Source organism: Escherichia sp. WS1118, assembly GCF_046487695.1.
In the GTDB taxonomy this organism is placed as follows: domain Bacteria; phylum Pseudomonadota; class Gammaproteobacteria; order Enterobacterales; family Enterobacteriaceae; genus Escherichia; species Escherichia coli.
In genome coordinates, this window is sequence record NZ_JBJQIZ010000022.1 from 1 (window position 1) to 18,804 (window position 18,804).

Below are 18,804 nucleotides of genomic sequence, written 5' to 3' on the forward strand. Positions count from 1 at the left end.
GCACGGCTGGGACGGAAGTCGCTGTCGTTCTCAAAATCGGTGGAGCTGCATGACAAAGTCATCGGGCATTATCTGAACATAAAACACTATCAATAAGTTGGAGTCATTACCTGCTTTTTCGGTTGAAAAGAAATTGATTGAATTACTGGAAAAACAATCTGGTCTCCATACGTCTGTGGATTGCAGTACTCCCCTTACAGAGCAGAGTCTGTCGAGAAATGACGGTGAAGACCAGACCAGAAGAAACGCTGAAAATATGTTCGGAGATGACTGAACTAACCCAGCCTGGCCAGGGGAATATCTCGCCATTTAGTTGTATAACACTGACTCAACATTTCCCGTTTCATTTGCCATTCAGGGGCGGTTCCTCGCCCCGCAAACCACACTTTCCCTTTTCCCGACTGGTTCAGTTCATCGAGTGTTTTCATTAACTTTTCACTGTTTTTACGGGGCTGGATTTCATCAAATAATCCCGGCTGCGCTATACCCGATGGTGTGAAATCAGCCAGCATGACTCCTGCCTTCATATAGCGGTACCCTTCACGCCAGACATGGTTTAAGGCTCTGCATGCGGCGGCAATAATGTCCCGGCTGTCCTGTGTGGGCAATGAAAGCTTTTCCACAGCGGCATTGCTGTAACAGGGTTCAGGGGGATGTCCGTACAAATGTCGTCACCTGCCGGCAATACTGACGCTCCCCACGTAGTTTCTCTGCGGCCCGCTCTGCATACTGAACAACAGCCTGGTGCATGGCATCTTTGTCTGTGATTCGTTCACCAAAACTGCGACTATGTCAACGCCACGATGTTTGACCGTTATTTGCCATTTTCATGCCCGCTAAATACTTTCGTTACTGATGCTGTCCGCTTTGCACCATTTCATCATCACTGATTGGCGTTGTGTTTTTGGTCAGCACTCCAGCTTTACGTTTCTCTTTTAACCGGTAACTCTCTCCTTGTTCTTTTTGACGGACGCATTTTACGTTTGGGCTGGATGTAGTAACGCAGCATGGAACGTCCGCCCGTATAACCCATTGCCTTAATCTCCGCGAAGATAACCTCGCTATTCCAGACATTCTCTGCCAGGCGCATGTCGATGTAATCCATAAACGGTTTCAGCTTAACCATTTTGTGGCGGGTCTTTCTGGCTGGCGGTTCAGGGTATTTGAGGTAGCGTCTGACCGTCCGTTCAGAGCAACCAATCTGAGCCGCAATATCGACAATGTACGCGCCCTGCTGGCGCATTTGCTTTATCATGTAAAAGTCCTCTCTGCTCAGCATGTTGATGTCCTTTCTGGTGTGAGAACCTTAAGGAAACAACATGTTGGGTGGAGCGGACAATCCAAATGGTGAATTACCGTCTTATATCACTGGCGCTGACACCTGTAGTTTGTATACACAATCCCTGGCATTGAAACACACATATGAAGTGTACTTCGGATATGACCGTACGCTCAGGAAGTACGGCAGATTCCGTCAAAAATTACCTGTAAAGACAGACATCAGAAAAAACAGTGCTCGCCGCAGACCGGTGACCGGGCGAAGCCCGCGAACCGGCGAGGAAGCGCAATGTATCTGTAGTTACAGGGAGCAGGTACGCCCTGAAGCCCTTTCATAAAACGGTTGTGTGCGCTGTCCTTCTGGAATGATTTATCCACATATCCGGAGGCCCGATCCAGTAAACAGATCCATGAATGATCAACAAAGGATCCATTAAAGATCCCCATATCGCTGCAAACCTTGTCACTCATGGGCCGGGAGCACGATCACATAAGCTGTGGCATGTTACTGATAAACTGTAACATGCTAATGATAAGCTGTATTCAGTAATCCATATACTGAAGTAAGTTAATGACATAAACTATGGTCAGTATGCCAGACTCAGTTGTTAAATACAGGCTGCAGGTTTTTCTTCAGTCAGTTAGCGGAGTTCTGACACACGATTTTCTGTTTATTCTTTTACTGTCCACAGGCTGGAGGCTTTCTGGAAAACGAAAATTCAGACATCAAAAAACTGTTCGGCGAGGTGGATAAGTCCTCCGGTGAGCTGGTGACACTGACACCAAACAATAACAACACCGTACAACCTGTGGCGCTGATGCGTCTGGGCGTTTTTGTACCGACCCTTAAATCACTGAAGAACAGTAAAAAAAATACACTGTCACGTACTGATGCCACGGAAGAGCTGACACGTCTTTCCCTGGCCCGTGCTGAGGGATTCGATAAGGTTGAGATCACCGGCCCCCGCCTGGATATGGATAATGATTTCAAGACCTGGGTGGGGATCATTCATTCCTTTGCCCGCCATAACGTGATTGGTGACAAAGTTGAACTGCCTTTTGTTGAGTTTGCAAAACTGTGTGGTATACCTTCAAGCCAGTCATCCCGCAGGCTGCGTGAGCGCATCAGCCCTTCCCTGAAGCGCATTGCCGGTACCGTGATTTCGTTTTCCCGTACCGATGAGAAGCACACCCGGGAATATATCACCCATCTGGTACAGTCAGCTTACTACGATACTGAGCGGGATATTGTGCAGTTACAGGCCGATCCCCGCCTGTTTGAACTGTACCAGTTTGACAGAAAAGTCCTTCTCCAGCTTAAGGCGATTAATGCCCTGAAGCGACGGGAGTCCGCCCAGGCACTCTACACCTTTATAGAGAGCCTGCCCCGGGATCCGGCACCGATATCGCTGGCGCGGCTGCGTGCACGCCTCAATCTGAAGTCTCCTGTATTTTCCCAGAACCAGACGGTCAGACGGGCAATGGAGCAGTTGCGCGAGATTGGATATCTTGATTACACGGAGATCCAGCGGGGGCGGACAAAATTCTTCTGTATTCACTACCGGCGTCCCCGGTTAAAAGCGCCGAATGACGAGAGTAAGGAAAATCCGTTGCAACCTTCACCTGCGGAAAAAGTCAGTCCGGAGATGGCGGAGAAGCTTGCCCTGCTTGAGAAACTGGGCATCACGCTGGATGACCTGGAAAAACTCTTCAAATCCCGCTGAACATAAACTGTAGTCAGTGAAGAGCGCTCCTTTACTGACTACAGCTTATATTAACCGGCGCAGTGAGTGGTCTGCTCACTGCAGTTTATATTCTGTTTCCTGCAGTGCTGTCTGTAGCTGAGCTGCCATCTGCCTGTCCCTTACGTAAGTGATCCCGTAACCTGATCCTGAGGCATTGCTCCCTTCATAAAACATGACTTACTCACTACAGCTTATATACATGCTCCAGCTTATGTTATGTCTGTTCTGCTGACCACAGCTTATATAAGGAAGCGCGTATGCCGTCACCTCAGGGGAGGCAGTGTACGCAGGATCTCCGCAGCATCCCGCCCGTCACCTGTGAAAGGCACTGCCAGCGTGGCAGCCATATCCAGTGCAAACACTCTGGTATAAACCTCCATCGAACGTGGATCCCTGTGACCAACCAGTGCCTGGATGACTTTCCGGGGCTGGCGGTGATAGAGCATGTGCATGATATAGCTGTGCCGGAAGGTGTGTGGTGTGACCGGAATCGAAAAGTGTACTCCGTCAGCTTCGGCCCGTCTGACAGCCTGCTTCAGCCAGTTGCGCATGGTTTCGTCGGTCACGGCCCATAATGGTTCACGACGACGGGGCCGGGTGGTGATCATCCAGCTTTCCATCTGCCTGACATAGCTTATATCTGTCAGCGGAACCAGGCGCACTTCATCTTTTGGCGGGCGTCCGCGTCGCGCACGCACTTTTTCGGACAGGATCCGCACAAACGGTCTTACTCCATTCAGGTCAAATGATTCCGGCGTCAGCATCCGGGCTTCGCCAATACGCATTCCGGTATTCCAGAGGGTGGCGAACAGCATATGGTGACGCTGATCCGGCATATAGAAGAGAAGGGCACTCACTTCCGGGGCCAGCAGGTAGGCCGGTGTGGCCCCCGTGGAAGTGGCCATTCTTCTCAGGGAGAGCGCTGTTGCAAAATCCACCCCCGGCGCAATGGGTAACAGGGAGACGCGTTCAGGTGAATTCTGCAGGGGAATGACATTGTTCATGAGTTATTTTTCACGTAGCACACGCACTGTTTATGGATACAGGTATTCTGACCTGAACGCCCGGATCCTTCCACGACAATAAATCGCAGCGCGCGGATCCTTTTGTTTGATTATCACGCATTATTGCGGGTAAAACCAAATACATAAAGGCGCATTTTGCCGCTGGGATCCCGTCTTAAGCCAGTCATGGTGCGGGCTGAGGGCTGGTTTACCGTTTTTGGGAGAATTGGGGTAATGCCAGGACAGGCAGAAACGGAAAAAAAATCCTGCAGACGCCCTTAAAAGACAACTGAAAATTTCTGACTCCATATTCCTCTGGTTTCAGACTGCTTAATCACATCATCAACCTGATACATAATAAACAGATTCTGTTCACAGAATGAACAATTAAGTAAATAGTTAGATTATGCGAAAAAGTACAGATATTTCTCACCATCGTTATTGAATAATATGTCTTCACACAAACAATATTAATATTTTGAGTGTAAGCCCTGACTCAAAGAAAGAAATGTCTGTTTTCGGAATCAAAAATATATAGTTATCAAAATACATTAATTTCAAATTTGAAATTAATGTAAAACGATTTAGTAAATGTTATGACATTATAAATCTACTCCTCCATGTTTAGAGGAGTATTTGCAGACTGGACGCTCTTATATAGTTACTTACCTTTATACATATTCTAACATAAGCATTTACCAACCTTACAGGGAACAGACCATAGTAGTTTATATTTCCATTCAGGTCTGAATGCACCGATAGAATATATCATCTTTTTATTATTATCCTGACAATACCTTCGTGCTTTATCTATATTCAGCCACATAAGGACACTTCCCGGACTTAGTTTCATACAATTCTCATCATTCAGAACTGCACCATTTGGAACGTCATAATAAACATTACATGAGCTTTCAGATTTCAGTACTATATCAATAGCACACGGTTTATTATCCCAGAATAGCACATGGCCAAACATAAGTTCTCGTAAGTGAGAAATAAACATTAACAGATTATCATATTCGTAGCAAGGTAGGGTACCTCCAAACCGGGAATGAAAAAGTGATATATAAGAGCTGGATATTTCTTTATCGGATAACTGGCTTATACACTTAATCTCTCCGCCATTCCTGATAAATCTCTGGATTTCATTTCGGCGAGTTTTTTCAAATTTAGGTGAAAAAGATTCCTTTATAATACAATTTTGTTTTTTTCTGGCTATTTTCCATGTTGCATTGATAATATTTTGTTTATTTATAATTGATAATTTATTAGTTTTATCCGGAAAAAAACATCTTGCATGTGGGGAAAAAGGAATTAATACCTCATCAGATGAAAGAGGATAAGACCTTCTTGCCATTATCCCAATTTGTTTTCCATTGCACAGAAAATATGAGCCTTTGATATCACCATCTTTTTCATAGTGAAAAAAATCAAACTTCCAGTCATGATGTATCATAAAGTATGAAACAACATCCGGATGCATGTTTACACTACCACCGTATTTTTCAAAAGTTTTTTTGTACGTTTCGAATGTAGATGGTTTCCAGGCCGTAATAATGCGCTTTATATTTTTAATTGACAAAGTCATATCCTCGGCGTTTTTATATGTTATGAGTGCAACACCAACAATAATTCTGATTATGATAAATATTATTTAAAATCAACTTCCATTTGTTGTTGAATTGAAAGGTGTTTTGTCGTTTCTATACAGTATTTAATATAATCAGTAAACTTTGGCGGTTTAGGCATTCCGATACTCAGTAGCTTGTCGTTACTGAAACAAACATTGAGCATACTGAACGCTCCATATAAACGAATGGCTTTTAACATAAGGCGTTCGTTACAGGGACCAAAAATATTTTTAAAATCATGACGGCTCATTGCCAGTATGTCATAACTGACTTTAGTATATCTGTCTCCAACAGGATCACAGTTCAAAGCACGGGCTACAGCTTCGTCAATAGCAGAGAACGTCACACTACTTTCTTTACCTGCTGATATATGAACAATCTCACCATTAATTAACGAACTTTCAAGCAACATTAGCAATGCATCAGCACAATAATCTACAGGGATAACATCTATTTTATCATCCAGAGAGCACATAAATTTTTGCAACATTAACCCCATTCTGAATACCCAGAAAATACTGGTTGAAGGTAAGCACCCTAAACGACTGTGGCCAACAATAATTGATGGTCGGGCAACCAACAAAGGTAAATCAGGACACTGCTTACGCATCAGATATTCTATTGTTGCTTTTGAATGCGTATACTCCACTAAATGTTCACCTGTTTCTGATGAAGCAGACTCTTCCTTAACTAGCGACCCCGTATGAGGTGTACAAGACATAGCAGTACCAACATGAAGGAAGCGTTTCAGTCCTGCCACTTTTGCCATTCTTCTTGCAAAAGCAAGTGTACCTGTAACATTCACATTCCATATAAAAGGATTATTACCAAAAGAAGCTATAGCCGCACAGTTTATAACATGAGTGACTTCATCAAGACGAGGATCCATGAGAAAGGCTTCCGGATTATTTAGATCCCCAGGCAAGATGTTATCATTAGTTAATGCATGCAACCTTTCCTCACAAACATTAAATTTACGCATATTTTCTTTAATTCTTTCCAGTCCCACTTGTGGAGTAGGTGCTCGTACTAAAAGTAGCAAATTTATATTATTACAGTTATCCAGCAGCTTATCCAGGACCGCGCCACCAAGAAATCCTGTTGCACCTGTAAGTAATAACAATTTCATATCTAACCTCTTTTGTTTTCATGTAATCATTATAAAAATAAATTATCTTACATAAACTATGATTAAACAAAATCAAGAGAGATTAAATGTAAAAACAATGTTTATTTTTATACGACAGGATCCTTCAGGTTATTGCGAGTGTTTTTATTGGATGGTCTTCTTATTATTGACGAGTAATAGAATTATAATAAAATTCATATTATTAACATCGCTTATCAATTATTTTTATGTCGATAACACTGTGTCGTTATGCATGAAGAGTGGCAGAGCAGCATCTTTAAAAATACAAGAGTTAACAGAAACACTTTTATCGTTGAGCACATATACCCTCCACATATTATAAAAAATCAAAAGACCACCATCAGAAGTGCTGGCCTTTTGTTTATCATATTTAAAGTGTCATGAAAAAGTTAAAAACAGGCATGCTTCAGGTTAAAAATAATACTTCAGACCAGCTGTGGTCATAAAGTTATAGCTTTCAATGCCTGCACCATTTTTGGTGTGATCAGATATATTCAAATTTCTGGAGTACAGAGAAGTATCACCTTTCTTATTAGTAATACGGTTCCATGTTCCTTCGACATAAACTTTAGCTGCAGGTGTAATATAATAACCAGCATGTAGTGAGACAGAGTAATAGTTCTGATTATTTACATCGCTACGATAGGTGATCCTTTTCTCAGGGTTGTAATGCTCATCATTATCCGATGCCTTCACCCATCCGCTATATTTGAAACTCCCCCCGAACTCAAAGCTATCATACCGATAATTACCGGTTAACCCTATATAGGGCATTTTAAAGTGTTGTTTGTAGCCTATAGCTCTTTCACCATCTGGAAATGATCCCGTTTCATCCCGGAAGCCTCCCTCACTACTATAGATATAAGAGCCTCCTTTTGCTGTAAAGCTATAACGATTTTCCTGGTAACCAGCCATAAGACCTAACTGATAGTCTGGTTGATTCAGGAGCCATCCCTTAATATTCAGGTCGAATTCATTAGCAAAATTTAGACGGGTATTCGGATGTTTACTCTCATCAGTCCAGGTTCCGGGATTGCTCGTATCCAGCCAGTCCCTGTCCACCATATTGCCTCCACGACCAGCTAATGTTGTCCACCCTGAGGCACCGACAGATACTCTGGGTAACAGATCCCAGTTAAATGCCCCCTTGACAATTGGCGCATTACTGTATTTCCAGTCCAGCTGGCTGGCTTTGCGCCCTTTTTCTTCAGGCAGATAAACCCGTTCTTTGGCCTTGCCACTTAAAGTGCCAAAATCAATCTCCGTACTGATTTTCTCCGGTGTAAAAGAAAGCCCAGTATCAGAAGCCAGTGCAGCAAACGCTACAGGAGCTGAGAGTGCAGTAGCAAGAATCTTTAAGTACATAGACAAGTTAACTCCATTCCACTCGTTTGTTTTTGATAAATATTTTTTTATTTACTCGTAGTAGTCAACTGAAAAATGCTGTTTTGTTTAACGTTTGTTTACAATGTGGCCGCATGTCGCTTTATTTATTCCCTTTTATGTCAGAATATCAGGGGAGTCAGTCAAACCCGGTATGATTACTGCCCCGGTCATCCATGTTCCAGGAAATATCAGGGCATACAGGGTGCTGGTAACTGCGAATAAGGCCCTGGTCGGACACTTTATGCCGGGAACGTCTGTAACATGGAAACCGGTACCTTCTTCCTGGGTTTATTTTGTTAACTCTTATCTAAAGGGAGACAAAATGGCCAAATCCTGCGATTATGAAGCAATCAGGGTTTTTATTAGCGTTAATGTCGGCAAATATACCAATAACGCCATTACAGTTAATTATTCAGATAGCGTTTGTGCGACAAGGCATTACCATTCGACGAAAATAAACTCAGGTGGTTGATATCAGAAATCAACCGTGGCTCCACCTACAAAAAAAGTTGCTGGTTTATAAATCCCTCCTTTCTGATTAATAAGAAAACTAATAACATATGAGTATAATTACTTGTTCAGATAGGTTAATTATCTTCGTGATTGATATTTATTTGGTTTCAGTAAAAATGATGTTTTTATTATAAAGTTTATAAATACCAAGTCGGTGGTGTTTATTAGTGTAATGGAGGGGAGTGCGTAAATCGTTACATGTAACACTTCCTTCCAATAATACTTTATAAATCAATAAATGTATGATTACTTATTTCCTGAAATATCACATATATTGCTATATTTCTTAACGAGATATTCTTATTTTATTGATGATTGCATCTCTTTTATTTAATGTAAAGCTTTCTTATTAATCTTCTAATGTATTGCAAAATGGTAGATGCTGAGTAATCAACAGACTTGTATGTAAAGTCAAGATTAACGTTGCTAAAGCACGCATCAATTTTCTGATAAAAGGATGTGGTTGTTTTTTTCGATAAAAAAAATTCTTGTCTAACCGCTGGTGAAATAAGATTATTATTACCCCGGATTAATACTGAGCCTAACAATAGAATACAAAAAAAACAAAATGCTTTAAATAAGGGGAGCACTATAAGTTATCCTCTTTACTTTATGCTTACCAACTCATTTTGTTACTTTATAACATAACTCATCTTGCGTTGTAAACAGACTCGTTTTAGTTCCATGCACCTTTTGAGATCGTGACCAAATAATGGCGTTAGTGATGTTCTTCCAGTGTCATATGGTTAAGTGGTTGATATGGCGTTCACTGTTATATTCTGACAACCAGTTTGCCGCCAGTTCCCGCTTTTCATCCAGCGTTCTGAACAGACAAAAACCGAGTATTTTTGTTCGGTATGTCCGGTTAAAACTCTCGATAAAAGCGTTCTGCGCCAACTTACCTGATTGGGTAATCTCCAGTTTTACTACATGTTTTTCTGCGCATTACGTCCGTGTTGGATAAAAAAAATCCTGGCCATAATCTATGCGAATCATAGCTGGATAGACATGGTTTTCCGCAATCCTTGAACCGCCCCGGGAATCCTGGAGACTAAACTCCCTGAGAAAGAGGTAAACAGGATGACTAAAAATACTCGTTTTTCCCCCGAAGTCCGTCAGAGGGCGATTCGTATGGTTCTGGAAAGTCAGGGCGAATATGACTCACAGTGGGCGGCAATTTGTTCCATTGCCCCAAAGATTGGCTGTACACCGGAGACTCTGCGTGTCTGGGTACGCCAGCATGAGCGGGATACCGGAGGCGGTGATGGCGGGCTCACCACCGCTGAACGTCAGCGTCTGAAAGAGCTGGAACGTGAAAATCGTGAACTGCGCCGCAGTAACGATATCCTTCGCCAGGCTTCCGCTTATTTTGCGAAGGCGGAGTTCGACCGCCTCTGGAAAAAATGATGCCACTGCTGGATAAGCTGCGTGAGCAGTACGGGGTCGGACCGCTATGCAGCGAACTGCATATTGCCCCGTCAACGTATTACCACTGTCAGCAACAGCGACATCATCCGGATAAACGCAGTGCCCGTGCGCAGCGCGATGACTGGCTGAAGAGAGAGATACAGCGCGTATACGATGTACGGTGTGCGTAAAGTCTGGCGTCAGTTGTTACGGGAAGGAATCAGGGTGGCCAGATGTACAGTGGCGCGCCTCATGGCGGTTATGGGACTTTCCGGTGTTCTCCGGGGTAAAAAGGTCCGCACTACCGTCAGCCGGAAAGCCGTTGTCGCAGGCGACCGCGTAAACCGTCAGTTCGTGGCAGAACGTCCTGACCAGTTGTGGGTGGCTGATTCTACTTACGTCAGCACATGGCAGGGGGTCGTCTATGTGGCGTTCATCATTGATGTGTTTGCCGGATACATCGTGGGGTGGCGGGTCTCATCGTCTATGGAAACGACATTTGTGCTGGATGCTCTGGAGCAGGCGTTATGGGCCCGTCGACCGTCCGGCACAGTCCATCACAGTGATAAAGGTTCTCAGTATGTATCGCTGGCCTACACACAGCGGCTTAAGGAAGCCGGATTACTGGCATCAACAGGAAGTACAGGCGACTCGTATGACAACGCGATGGCGGAGAGCATCAATGGCCTTTACAAAGCGGAGGTAATACACCGTAAGAGCTGGAAAAACCGTGCAGAAGTGGAACTGGCCACACTCACGTGGGTGGACTGGTATAACAATCGACGATTGCTGGAAAGGCTGGGCCATACTCCTCCGGCAGAAGCAGAAAAAGCTTATTATGCTTCCATCGGAAACGATGATCTGGCAGCCTGAGTTCACAGATAAAACACTCTCCAGGAAACCCGGGGCGGTTCACCTACAGAGTACCGCTACCACTTGTGAAGCTGGCAGATTCAGATTGTTTTCAATCGACAACGCCTCATAGTTAAAGTCATCAACGACATTGAACGTGTGAAGTGGTCAACAAAAACTGGCCACCGAGTTAGAGTTTTTCCAGTATCGATTTTCCGATTCGTTTGGGGATAACCCACCGTTATATTCGTGCGGTCTTAGTGCGCTGTAATATCCAACGATATAGACCGTTATGGCGTGAGCGGCCTCGCAGAAGCTTCGTAACCCACCACCGGCATCCATTCGTTCTTCAGACTCCTGAAGAAGCGTTCCATTGGGCTGTTATCCCAGCAGTTTCCGCGCCGGCTCATACTCTGCCTGATCTGGTATCGCCACAATAACTGCCGGAACTGCCTGCTCGTATCGCTGTGGAACATCACCCCGCCGGGCTTACCCGTCCAGATATAGGTCACATCACCGCACCACACCTGTATAGCGGCGTAATCCCCAAAAACGATGCTGGTTGTCAGTAAACAAGCCATGAATGACAGTCGTTCCTGAAATCATAAGACCTGGAGGAGTGTATGCTCCGTCGCAGTAATTACCACGATACGCTTGCAGAATTTTTTCCAGTTACTGAAGCGTGAACGGATAAAGAAAAAGCTCTTCGGAACGCGGGAAGACGCCTCCAACGATATTTTTGAACATCGAAATGTTTTATAACAATAAGCGTCGGCATGGTTCCTGCGAACAGATGTCAACAATAGAATATAAAAACAATTATTATCAACAACTTGGAAGGAGTAAGACTACTCGTGGCGATTCAATATTAGATCATTGATGGAGATATAAATGGCTCACTTTTTATCGGTTGTTGACGATACGTTTATCAAGTATACATGAAAATTTCTTCATACCAGCTATATGAGACGTTAAGACTAATAATCTTACTCCCAAAATGACTATGTTGTTGCAGTTTGGTTTATTGACTCTTGTCTATAGTTCACCGAATGCCAAGATGAGGGAGCGAGGAACTTTACTGTCTACGCCTCTCTTCCTGGTTACAAAGACAAGCGTAAAACTCACCATCCATTAGAACTAAAGGCACTTTCCTGAGCAGAGTTTTCATCTGCAAGATAAAAGCTATTTTACAGCCGTAAAGTCCAGTGAAACGAAAGAGAGGTTAGTGAATTAATTACTTGATGTATTAAAGTATAATGGGCGTAGATAACACCTTAATACGAAATCTTGTCAGGCTTTCCCGGTAATTAGTAATACTGTTGAAACAAAGCGAGAGGGGGTTAGCCCAATTTACGCAAATAAATAATAATCTTGATTATGATTAATTCCAAATAAGTATATTTTTCCAGTAGATGCTGGGCATTAACTAAGAAAACCCAGAATACCACTTTCATTGTTATGGAAAACATGGACAATGTTAATGAAATATATTTCTCACCGCGCCATCATTTGTACCTTGACACTGTTGATCATTATTATCACCGTTTTGTTCACCTTTCTGAGAAGCTCTGATGTGCCAGAATATATTACTGCCCCGGTGCGCAAAGGCGATATAGAAAATTCTGTTCTGGCGACAGGCCGTATTGATGCAATTGAACGGGTAAACGTAGGGGCACAGGTATCAGGGCAATTAAAATCACTGAAAGTGAAACAGGGCGACCATGTGACTAAAGGGCAGTTGATTGCCGAAATTGACGACCTACCTCAGTGTAACGATTTGCGTAATGCCGAAGCTGCACTCAACGAAGTGAAAGCAGAACTTCAATCCAAGCAGGCGCTCCTGAAACAGGCTGAACTGCGTTTTAAACGCCAGCTCCGGATGCTAAGAGAAAATGCCAGCTCACACGAAGATTTTGAGTCTGCGGAGGCAATGCTTGCGACCACTCGCGCTGAATTACATTCTCTGAATGCCAAACTGGTCCAGGCACAGATAGAAGTAGATAAGAAAAAGCTTGCCCTTGAATATACGCGAGTCGTAGCGCCAATGGATGGAATTGTTATTGCCATTGTCACTCAGCAAGGGCAAACCGTTAACTCAAACCAGAGTGCCCCAACAATTATTAAACTCGCTCGTCTGGATGTCATGACCATTAAAGCACAGATCTCCGAGGCTGATATAACCCGTATTTCTGTGGGGCAAAAAGCCCGCTTCTCTATCTTCTCCGAACCGGACAAGCACTACAGCGCAACACTGCGTGCCGTTGAACTGGCACCAGAATCGGTAATGAAAGATGACTCTCTCGCCAGCAACACTTCAGCATCAGGCTCCGGAACTTCAAATGCGTCCGTTTATTACAATGCTCTATTCGATGTGCCTAACCCAGAAAATCGACTTCGTATTGCCATGACTGCTCAGGTTACCCTGATTACTGATGAAGCCCAAAATACACTGCTGGTACCCATTCAGGCAGTGCACAGAAATGAGGGGAAGAAGCAACAGGTCCTGGTGCTGGCAGCAGATGGCAGGCTGGAACCCCGGAATGTGAAAACTGGTATCACGAACAGCGTGGATATTCAGATCCTCGAAGGTTTAAATGTCGGAGAAAATGTCGTGCTGTCGCTGCCGGATAAGAAAGAGCCCGAAGAAAGGATTATGCTGTGAAAAAACTTATTGAGTTAAAAGGGGTTAGCCGAACTTATGGCAACGGAGATCAAACGCGGACCGTCCTGAAAAATGTCGATTTGACAATCGTTGCTGGAGAAATGGTGGCAATCATTGGAGCCTCTGGCTCAGGCAAATCAACCTTAATGAACATAATGGGTTGCCTTGACGTACCCAATAGAGGTGATTACTACATCGACGGACAAAATGCCGCCTGTCTTTCACCCGATGAGCTGGCTAGAGTGCGCCGGGAACACATTGGCTTTATATTCCAGCGCTACCATTTGATACCTGATCTTAGCGCACTTGGTAACGTGGAGATCCCGGCCATTTACGCCAACAGCGAACGCGACAGCCGTCGGCAACGTGCAACGGCGTTGCTGGGCAGACTGGGACTGGAAGGACGTGAGCATCATAAACCTTGCGAACTTTCAGGCGGTCAGCAGCAACGCGTCAGTATTGCCCGAGCACTGATCAACGGTGGAAAGATAATTTTGGCGGATGAGCCAACTGGTGCTCTGGATTCGCAATCCGGGCAAGAAGTGTTAGCCATTCTGAATGAACTTAATCGACGTGGTCATACTGTAGTAATGGTGACCCACGATATGAAGGTCGCCCGGCACGCAAAGCGAATCATTGAGCTGTGTGATGGCGAAATCATCGCTGATAGTGGAGGTTGCGTATCTGCGACGGAAACACTACCAAAAACCAACAGAATCCGGCAAAGCTATTGGAAAACACTGCTCGATCGAACGCGTGAATCGATGCAAATGGCGCTAAAAGCGATGAAGACGCATCGCTTACGCACCACGCTTACCATGATCGGGATTGTTTTTGGTATCGCCTCCGTTGTCACTGTTGTGGCATTGGGTGAAGGAGCCAGGCAAGAAACACTGGAAGAGATTAAAAGTCTGGGGACAAACGTGGTCAGCATTTATCCCGGGCAGGATTTGTTCGATGACAGCATTGAGAGTATTAGAACATTGGTACCTGCTGACGCAAATGCACTGGCGAAGCAAGGGTTTATCGATAGCGTCAGCCCGGAAGTTAGCGCTTCAGACAACATTCGTTTTCTGGGTAAATCTGCGATAGCGTCCATTAACGGCGTTGGGCGGGAACATTTCCGGGTAAAAGGTATTGAGTTGTTGCAAGGGACTACTTTTAGAGACGATCGCAACGCTCTACAGGAAGTTATTATCGATGAGAATACTCGTAAGGCCATTTTCGACAACACAGGGTTACAGGCTCTGGGGCAAATAGTCTTTCTTGGTTCTGTACCAGCACGAGTGGTTGGCATCGCTAAAAGTAACAACCGTAGTGATGCATCAAATCGCATTACTGTGTGGATGCCTTACAGCACGGTGATGTACCGTATTGTGGGTAAACCAGTTCTGACCGGTATTAGCGTCAGGCTAAAAGACAATGTGGATAACGAGGCTGCAATCAGCGCTATCTCCCAACTATTAACCCGGCGTCACGGCATAAAAGACTTCCAGCTTTATAACTTTGAACAAATAAGAAAGTCTATCGAACACACCTCAATGACCTTCAGTATTTTAATTCTTATGGTCGCATGTATCTCACTAATGATCGGCAGTATCGGGGTGATGAACATCATGTTGATTTCTGTAACGGAACGAACTCATGAAATTGGCGTACGAATGGCGGTTGGCGCGAGACGCAGCGACATTATGCAACAGTTTATTATTGAGGCCGTATTGGTTTGCCTGATTGGTGGCGCACTCGGTATTGCACTGTCGTATATCACAGGTGCGCTCTTTAACGCTCTGGCGGACGGGATATTCGCAGCTATATATTCGTGGCAGGCTGCTGTTGCTGCATTTTTTTGCTCAACCTTAATTGGCATAATCTTCGGGTATCTCCCAGCCCGCAAGGCAGCAAGGATGGACCCGGTTATTTCACTGGCCAGCGAATAATATATGAAAATTTTATCATCGTTGACTTTATGCCTTATCACCGCACTCTGTTCAGGTTGCACAAACGTGCTGAAAAGTGACTATCGCGCTCCCGAAGTGAACTATCCCATCAACTGGACCAAGGGCGATGTGGACGGAAATACATCCCCGTTTGACTGGGAAGAATTTAACGATCCTAATCTCGATAACTGGCTTCACCTGGTGATGACAAGTAATAACGACATAGCTATAGCTGCACTGCGGATACATCGGGCGCAGCTGGATGCGGAAAGAACAGGTATCACCAATACTCCTGCACTAAAGGCGGCACTGAGTATGGACGGAAAAAAACAGCTGAATAACTCGTCCGGCTGGGCAAAAAGCGGTTCTGCCAGCCTTGGCACCAGCTATGAGCTGGATCTCTGGGGAAAAATTGCCCGTCAGCGTGATGTTGCTGAGTGGGCAGTCCATGCCAGTGAAGAAGATTTTCGCTCCGCGCGCCTGATGCTGCTTTCAGAGGCCAGCAATAATTACTGGCGTATCGGTTTTGTAAATCAACAAATTACCACCCTCCAGCAGAGTATTGACTATGCAAAAGAGACGCTGCGTCTGGCCGAGGTTCGCTATCGTGCAGGAAATATCTCGTCGCTGGATGTGATTGACGCGCAGCAAAACCTGCTCACGCAAGAGAACCAGCTTACAGGGCTACAACGAGAACATTCACAGCTACTCAATCAGCAGGCCGTTTTGCTCGGCACCGTGCCCGGTTGCCAGATAGTCGAGCCCACAACGCTGCCAAAAGGAAGCCTGCCTAAGGTCAATGCGAATATTCCTGCCAGCATACTGATGCGCCGGCCTGACATAAGTGCTAAAGAGTGGCAGTTGCGTGAGGCGCTAGCTACGGTTGATATCAAGCGTAGCGAATATTACCCCACCTTCAACCTGACAGGCGCTTTGGGTACCAGCAGCGCTTCGCTACTGGCATTACTGCATAATCCGGTCGGTTCCGTAGGCGCTAACCTGACGCTACCGTTCCTGGAGTGGCGACAGCGGGACATAGAGGTAAAAATTGCCCGTAACGATTACGAACAGCGAGTGCTGGAGTTTAAACAGCTACTTTATAAGGCAATGAGCAGTATAGAGGACGCGCTTTCATTTCGTAACCAGTTGCTGCTTCAGGAGACAAGACTCAGGGAAGAACTGGAACTTGCACGTAAGTCAGAGTGGTTAAACGAAGTTCGTTACCGGCATGGTGCAGTACGTATTTCATTCTGGCTTGATGCTCAGGAAAAACGTCGTCAGGCGGAGCTGCGACTGGATGAAAACCGCTTCAATCAGTTGCAGAATCTAGCAAAAATTTATCTTGAGTTTGGCGGGGCATCAACCTTTCCTTAAGTCTAATTGGGGACAACCAGGAGCAATAAGGAGTGAAAAATAGCCACAGCTGAAAACACCATAGCCATTGACATTTGAGCTTTACCTGCTCTTGAAAACAAAAAATCACTGTTAAGCGCAATGCTATTCACTTCAGCAGAGCAGTATTGCGTGTCACGAGCATGTTTACCATTCTGTGTAAATATCTTTTCTTAAAAGTGATCATCAAAGCAGTCATCAAACTCGATAAATATCCACCGGCATAGCGTAATGCCGAGCAATTAAGGATCAATTGACCGCTCCTTAAACTGCGGCACTATAACGGCTTCTACAACAGGGAGCCGTTTTCTTGTGCATAGAAACCCCCCAGCTAGGCTGGGGGTTCCGGAAAGCTTTCAGCTTTGAGCCAGTTATTAAAACCCCTTTTGATTTATTAAAACACCTTGCGGTCTGGCAACTGCAAGTGTCAAACAAGAAATCAAAAGGGGGTCCCAATGGGGAACGAAAAGAGCTTAGCGCACACCCGATGGAACTGTAAATATCACATAGTATTTGCGCCAAAATACCGAAGACAGGTGTTCTACAGAGAGAAGCGTAGAGCAATAGGCTGTATTTTGAGAAAGCTGTGTGAGTGGAAAAGTGTACGGATTCTGGAAGCTGAATGCTGTGCAGATCATATCCATATGCTACAATGTTTGTCAAAGCTCAGTGAAAATGTCTAATCACTGGCTCATTATAAATGTCCATATATTGAAAAGGCCGCTGCGAAAATCCCTCCCGCAGCGGCCTCTTTAGCATAACGTCATTATGCGAACCATCACTTAATGTTCTTCTCGCATTTTAAGAGAAATAGTAAATTTGTAGCAGTAAGATGAAGCATATAGCTTACCAATTCTTCCGGAACCTCTTTAATATCAGCTCCTTGCCCATGACCTGCATTTTTGTTTCTGATGGTTGGAATTCCTGTTTCCAGCATTGTTTTCAGACTTGTGAACTGGCTTTGTAAATATGCCGGAATTAAATTTTGACTTAAACAGCTATTTATTAGTTTTGATGCTGTATCATTAGGACTATATTTCCAGTTATTCTTATCATGTATTGCTTTCATTATACTTTCAAATGATTTCAGACAATCATTTAGACATTCTTTATAACGCTTATGCCTGTAATGCTCATGCGCAGCAAGGAATTCATCATTGGCGCCTTCAAACAAGGGTTCTCCACTTAAAAGAATCAGGGTTGGCTTTACGACATCAGCATGAATCAATTGAGAGTCTATCCTTATTATCTCTTCAGATTCAAACTGATAACCAACCCCATGTTCTCTAAACCTTTCATTTAGTTCAATAACTGCATCTCCAGGACTTTGACTTGTTATGTCTTTGAATTCATAATGGTTTTTCGCAACGTGGCTCACTAGTATCTGGAAGCATATTTCTATGAAATCTAGGCATTTCTCTGTATTTCTCTCTTTAAGGAAAAAGTCGACAAGAGCGTCAAAGTCATTCTTTGCAAATTCCTTCAAAGAAAAAACACCATATTCCTTAGAAAGTATCTCATGGATATATGCATATACTTTGTCAGCTTCATTTCTATACGATGTGTAGCGTTCATTAGAAGAGGGGAAGCCGATAGAATCAGTTATTATTTTAATAATTTGCACCCTGAGTGCATGTGGAATATTGTTATATTGATATACGTCATTTACTTCGCCACGAATTTTTCTTTGTCTCTTAGAATAAATATTAATAATTGCCATGAAATAGCCTCAAGATTTTTTTACATGCTGTTCTGTGATACTTGCTGTTTGGCTCTTTGCACCGCGAAGCGGTTCGGGGTTCTGTGACACCCGAATTTTACCTCGGTTTCCTTTGTATATAATA

Annotated in this window: 10 protein-coding genes, 8 pseudogenes and 1 other annotated feature; of the genes and pseudogenes, 8 read left to right on the forward strand and 10 right to left on the reverse strand. The window is 44.2% G+C overall.

Annotation, left to right across the window (positions count from 1 at the left end):
- Positions 1 to 96, forward strand: a 96-nt coding sequence (locus ACJHYO_RS22840) for an IS1 family transposase (RefSeq protein ID WP_000851394.1), incomplete at its 5' end; no start/stop codon positions are given.
- A 179-nt stretch (positions 97 to 275) separates the two neighbouring features.
- Here ACJHYO_RS22840 and ACJHYO_RS22845 read toward each other — a convergent pair.
- From ACJHYO_RS22845 to ACJHYO_RS22855, 3 pseudogenes are all read right to left on the reverse strand, one after another.
- Positions 276 to 789, reverse strand: a pseudogene (locus tag ACJHYO_RS22845) (DUF4113 domain-containing protein); the annotation flags it as partial.
- A 60-nt stretch (positions 790 to 849) separates the two neighbouring features.
- A pseudogene (locus tag ACJHYO_RS22850) lies at positions 850 to 957 on the reverse strand (AAA family ATPase); the annotation flags it as partial.
- Positions 950 to 1,279: pseudogene (locus ACJHYO_RS22855) on the reverse strand (IS21 family transposase); the annotation flags it as partial. The pseudogenes ACJHYO_RS22850 and ACJHYO_RS22855, both read right to left, overlap by 8 nt.
- A 745-nt stretch (positions 1,280 to 2,024) precedes the next feature.
- Here ACJHYO_RS22855 and ACJHYO_RS22860 point away from each other — a divergent pair.
- Positions 2,025 to 3,002: a RepB family plasmid replication initiator protein gene (locus ACJHYO_RS22860; RefSeq protein WP_000361611.1), complete on the forward strand. Its 978-nt coding sequence runs from the start codon at positions 2,025 to 2,027 to the stop codon at positions 3,000 to 3,002.
- Between the two features lie 284 nt (positions 3,003 to 3,286).
- Here ACJHYO_RS22860 and ACJHYO_RS22865 read toward each other — a convergent pair whose 3' ends face one another.
- The 5 genes and pseudogenes from ACJHYO_RS22865 to ACJHYO_RS22885 form a co-directional block, all read right to left on the reverse strand.
- Positions 3,287 to 4,027: a tyrosine-type recombinase/integrase gene (locus ACJHYO_RS22865; protein ID WP_001066954.1), complete on the reverse strand. Its 741-nt coding sequence runs from the start codon at positions 4,025 to 4,027 to the stop codon at positions 3,287 to 3,289.
- Positions 4,028 to 4,709: 682 nt separating this feature from the next.
- Positions 4,710 to 5,612: an antimicrobial resistance protein Mig-14 gene (locus ACJHYO_RS22870; RefSeq protein WP_001312822.1), complete on the reverse strand. Its 903-nt coding sequence runs from the start codon at positions 5,610 to 5,612 to the stop codon at positions 4,710 to 4,712.
- 68 nt (positions 5,613 to 5,680) lie between these two features.
- Positions 5,681 to 6,790, reverse strand: a complete 1,110-nt coding sequence (locus tag ACJHYO_RS22875) for an SDR family oxidoreductase (protein ID WP_410232578.1) — start codon at positions 6,788 to 6,790, stop codon at positions 5,681 to 5,683.
- Between the two features lie 432 nt (positions 6,791 to 7,222).
- Positions 7,223 to 8,176 (reverse strand): omptin family outer membrane protease, encoded by a 954-nt coding sequence (locus ACJHYO_RS22880; RefSeq protein ID WP_000280980.1) that lies wholly within the window; start codon positions 8,174 to 8,176, stop codon positions 7,223 to 7,225.
- 1,252 nt (positions 8,177 to 9,428) lie between these two features.
- A pseudogene (locus ACJHYO_RS22885) lies at positions 9,429 to 9,652 on the reverse strand (integrase core domain-containing protein); the annotation flags it as partial.
- 138 nt (positions 9,653 to 9,790) lie between these two features.
- On the opposite strand from ACJHYO_RS22885, the pseudogene ACJHYO_RS22890 reads away from it, so the two are divergent.
- A pseudogene (locus ACJHYO_RS22890) lies at positions 9,791 to 10,990 on the forward strand (IS3 family transposase).
- Positions 10,072 to 10,188 (forward strand) — a sequence feature (AL1L pseudoknot). (Overlaps the previous pseudogene by 117 nt.)
- Positions 10,991 to 11,137: 147 nt before the next feature.
- Here ACJHYO_RS22890 and ACJHYO_RS22895 read toward each other — a convergent pair.
- Positions 11,138 to 11,499, reverse strand: a pseudogene (locus tag ACJHYO_RS22895) (integrase core domain-containing protein); the annotation flags it as partial.
- An 81-nt stretch (positions 11,500 to 11,580) separates the two neighbouring features.
- Between ACJHYO_RS22895 and ACJHYO_RS22900 the strand changes: the two are divergent.
- The 5 genes and pseudogenes from ACJHYO_RS22900 to tnpA all read left to right on the forward strand — a co-directional run.
- Positions 11,581 to 11,849: pseudogene (locus ACJHYO_RS22900) on the forward strand (IS3 family transposase); the annotation flags it as partial.
- A 594-nt stretch (positions 11,850 to 12,443) separates the two neighbouring features.
- Positions 12,444 to 13,631, forward strand: coding sequence for an efflux RND transporter periplasmic adaptor subunit (locus ACJHYO_RS22905; RefSeq protein WP_000928804.1), 1,188 nt, complete (start codon positions 12,444 to 12,446; stop codon positions 13,629 to 13,631).
- Positions 13,628 to 15,568 (forward strand): MacB family efflux pump subunit, encoded by a 1,941-nt coding sequence (locus ACJHYO_RS22910; RefSeq protein WP_000733250.1) that lies wholly within the window; start codon positions 13,628 to 13,630, stop codon positions 15,566 to 15,568. The genes ACJHYO_RS22905 and ACJHYO_RS22910 overlap by 4 nt, the downstream gene beginning before the upstream one ends.
- Positions 15,569 to 15,571: 3 nt before the next feature.
- A complete protein-coding gene (locus tag ACJHYO_RS22915) occupies positions 15,572 to 16,942 on the forward strand; it encodes a TolC family protein (protein ID WP_001312828.1) in 1,371 nt (456 codons plus the stop codon).
- Between the two features lie 473 nt (positions 16,943 to 17,415).
- Positions 17,416 to 17,610: pseudogene (gene tnpA, locus ACJHYO_RS22920) on the forward strand (IS200/IS605-like element IS200C family transposase); the annotation flags it as partial.
- Positions 17,611 to 17,738: 128 nt separating this feature from the next.
- Here tnpA and ACJHYO_RS22925 read toward each other — a convergent pair.
- Positions 17,739 to 18,680, reverse strand: coding sequence for an STM4504/CBY_0614 family protein (locus ACJHYO_RS22925; protein WP_000974762.1), 942 nt, complete (start codon positions 18,678 to 18,680; stop codon positions 17,739 to 17,741).
- Positions 18,681 to 18,804: the final 124 nt, after the last annotated feature.

Excerpts from the sequence above, each read along its gene's own strand:
- ACJHYO_RS22865 (WP_001066954.1), bottom strand. The coding sequence starts at position 4,027 with ATGAACAATGTCATTCCCCTGCAGAATTCACCTGAACGCGTCTCCCTG.
- ACJHYO_RS22875 (WP_410232578.1), bottom strand. The coding sequence starts at position 6,790 with ATGAAATTGTTATTACTTACAGGTGCAACAGGATTTCTTGGTGGCGCG.
- ACJHYO_RS22905 (WP_000928804.1), top strand. The coding sequence starts at position 12,444 with ATGTTAATGAAATATATTTCTCACCGCGCCATCATTTGTACCTTGACA.
- ACJHYO_RS22880 (WP_000280980.1), bottom strand. The coding sequence starts at position 8,176 with ATGTACTTAAAGATTCTTGCTACTGCACTCTCAGCTCCTGTAGCGTTT.
- ACJHYO_RS22915 (WP_001312828.1), top strand. The coding sequence starts at position 15,572 with ATGAAAATTTTATCATCGTTGACTTTATGCCTTATCACCGCACTCTGT.
- ACJHYO_RS22925 (WP_000974762.1), bottom strand. The coding sequence starts at position 18,680 with ATGGCAATTATTAATATTTATTCTAAGAGACAAAGAAAAATTCGTGGC.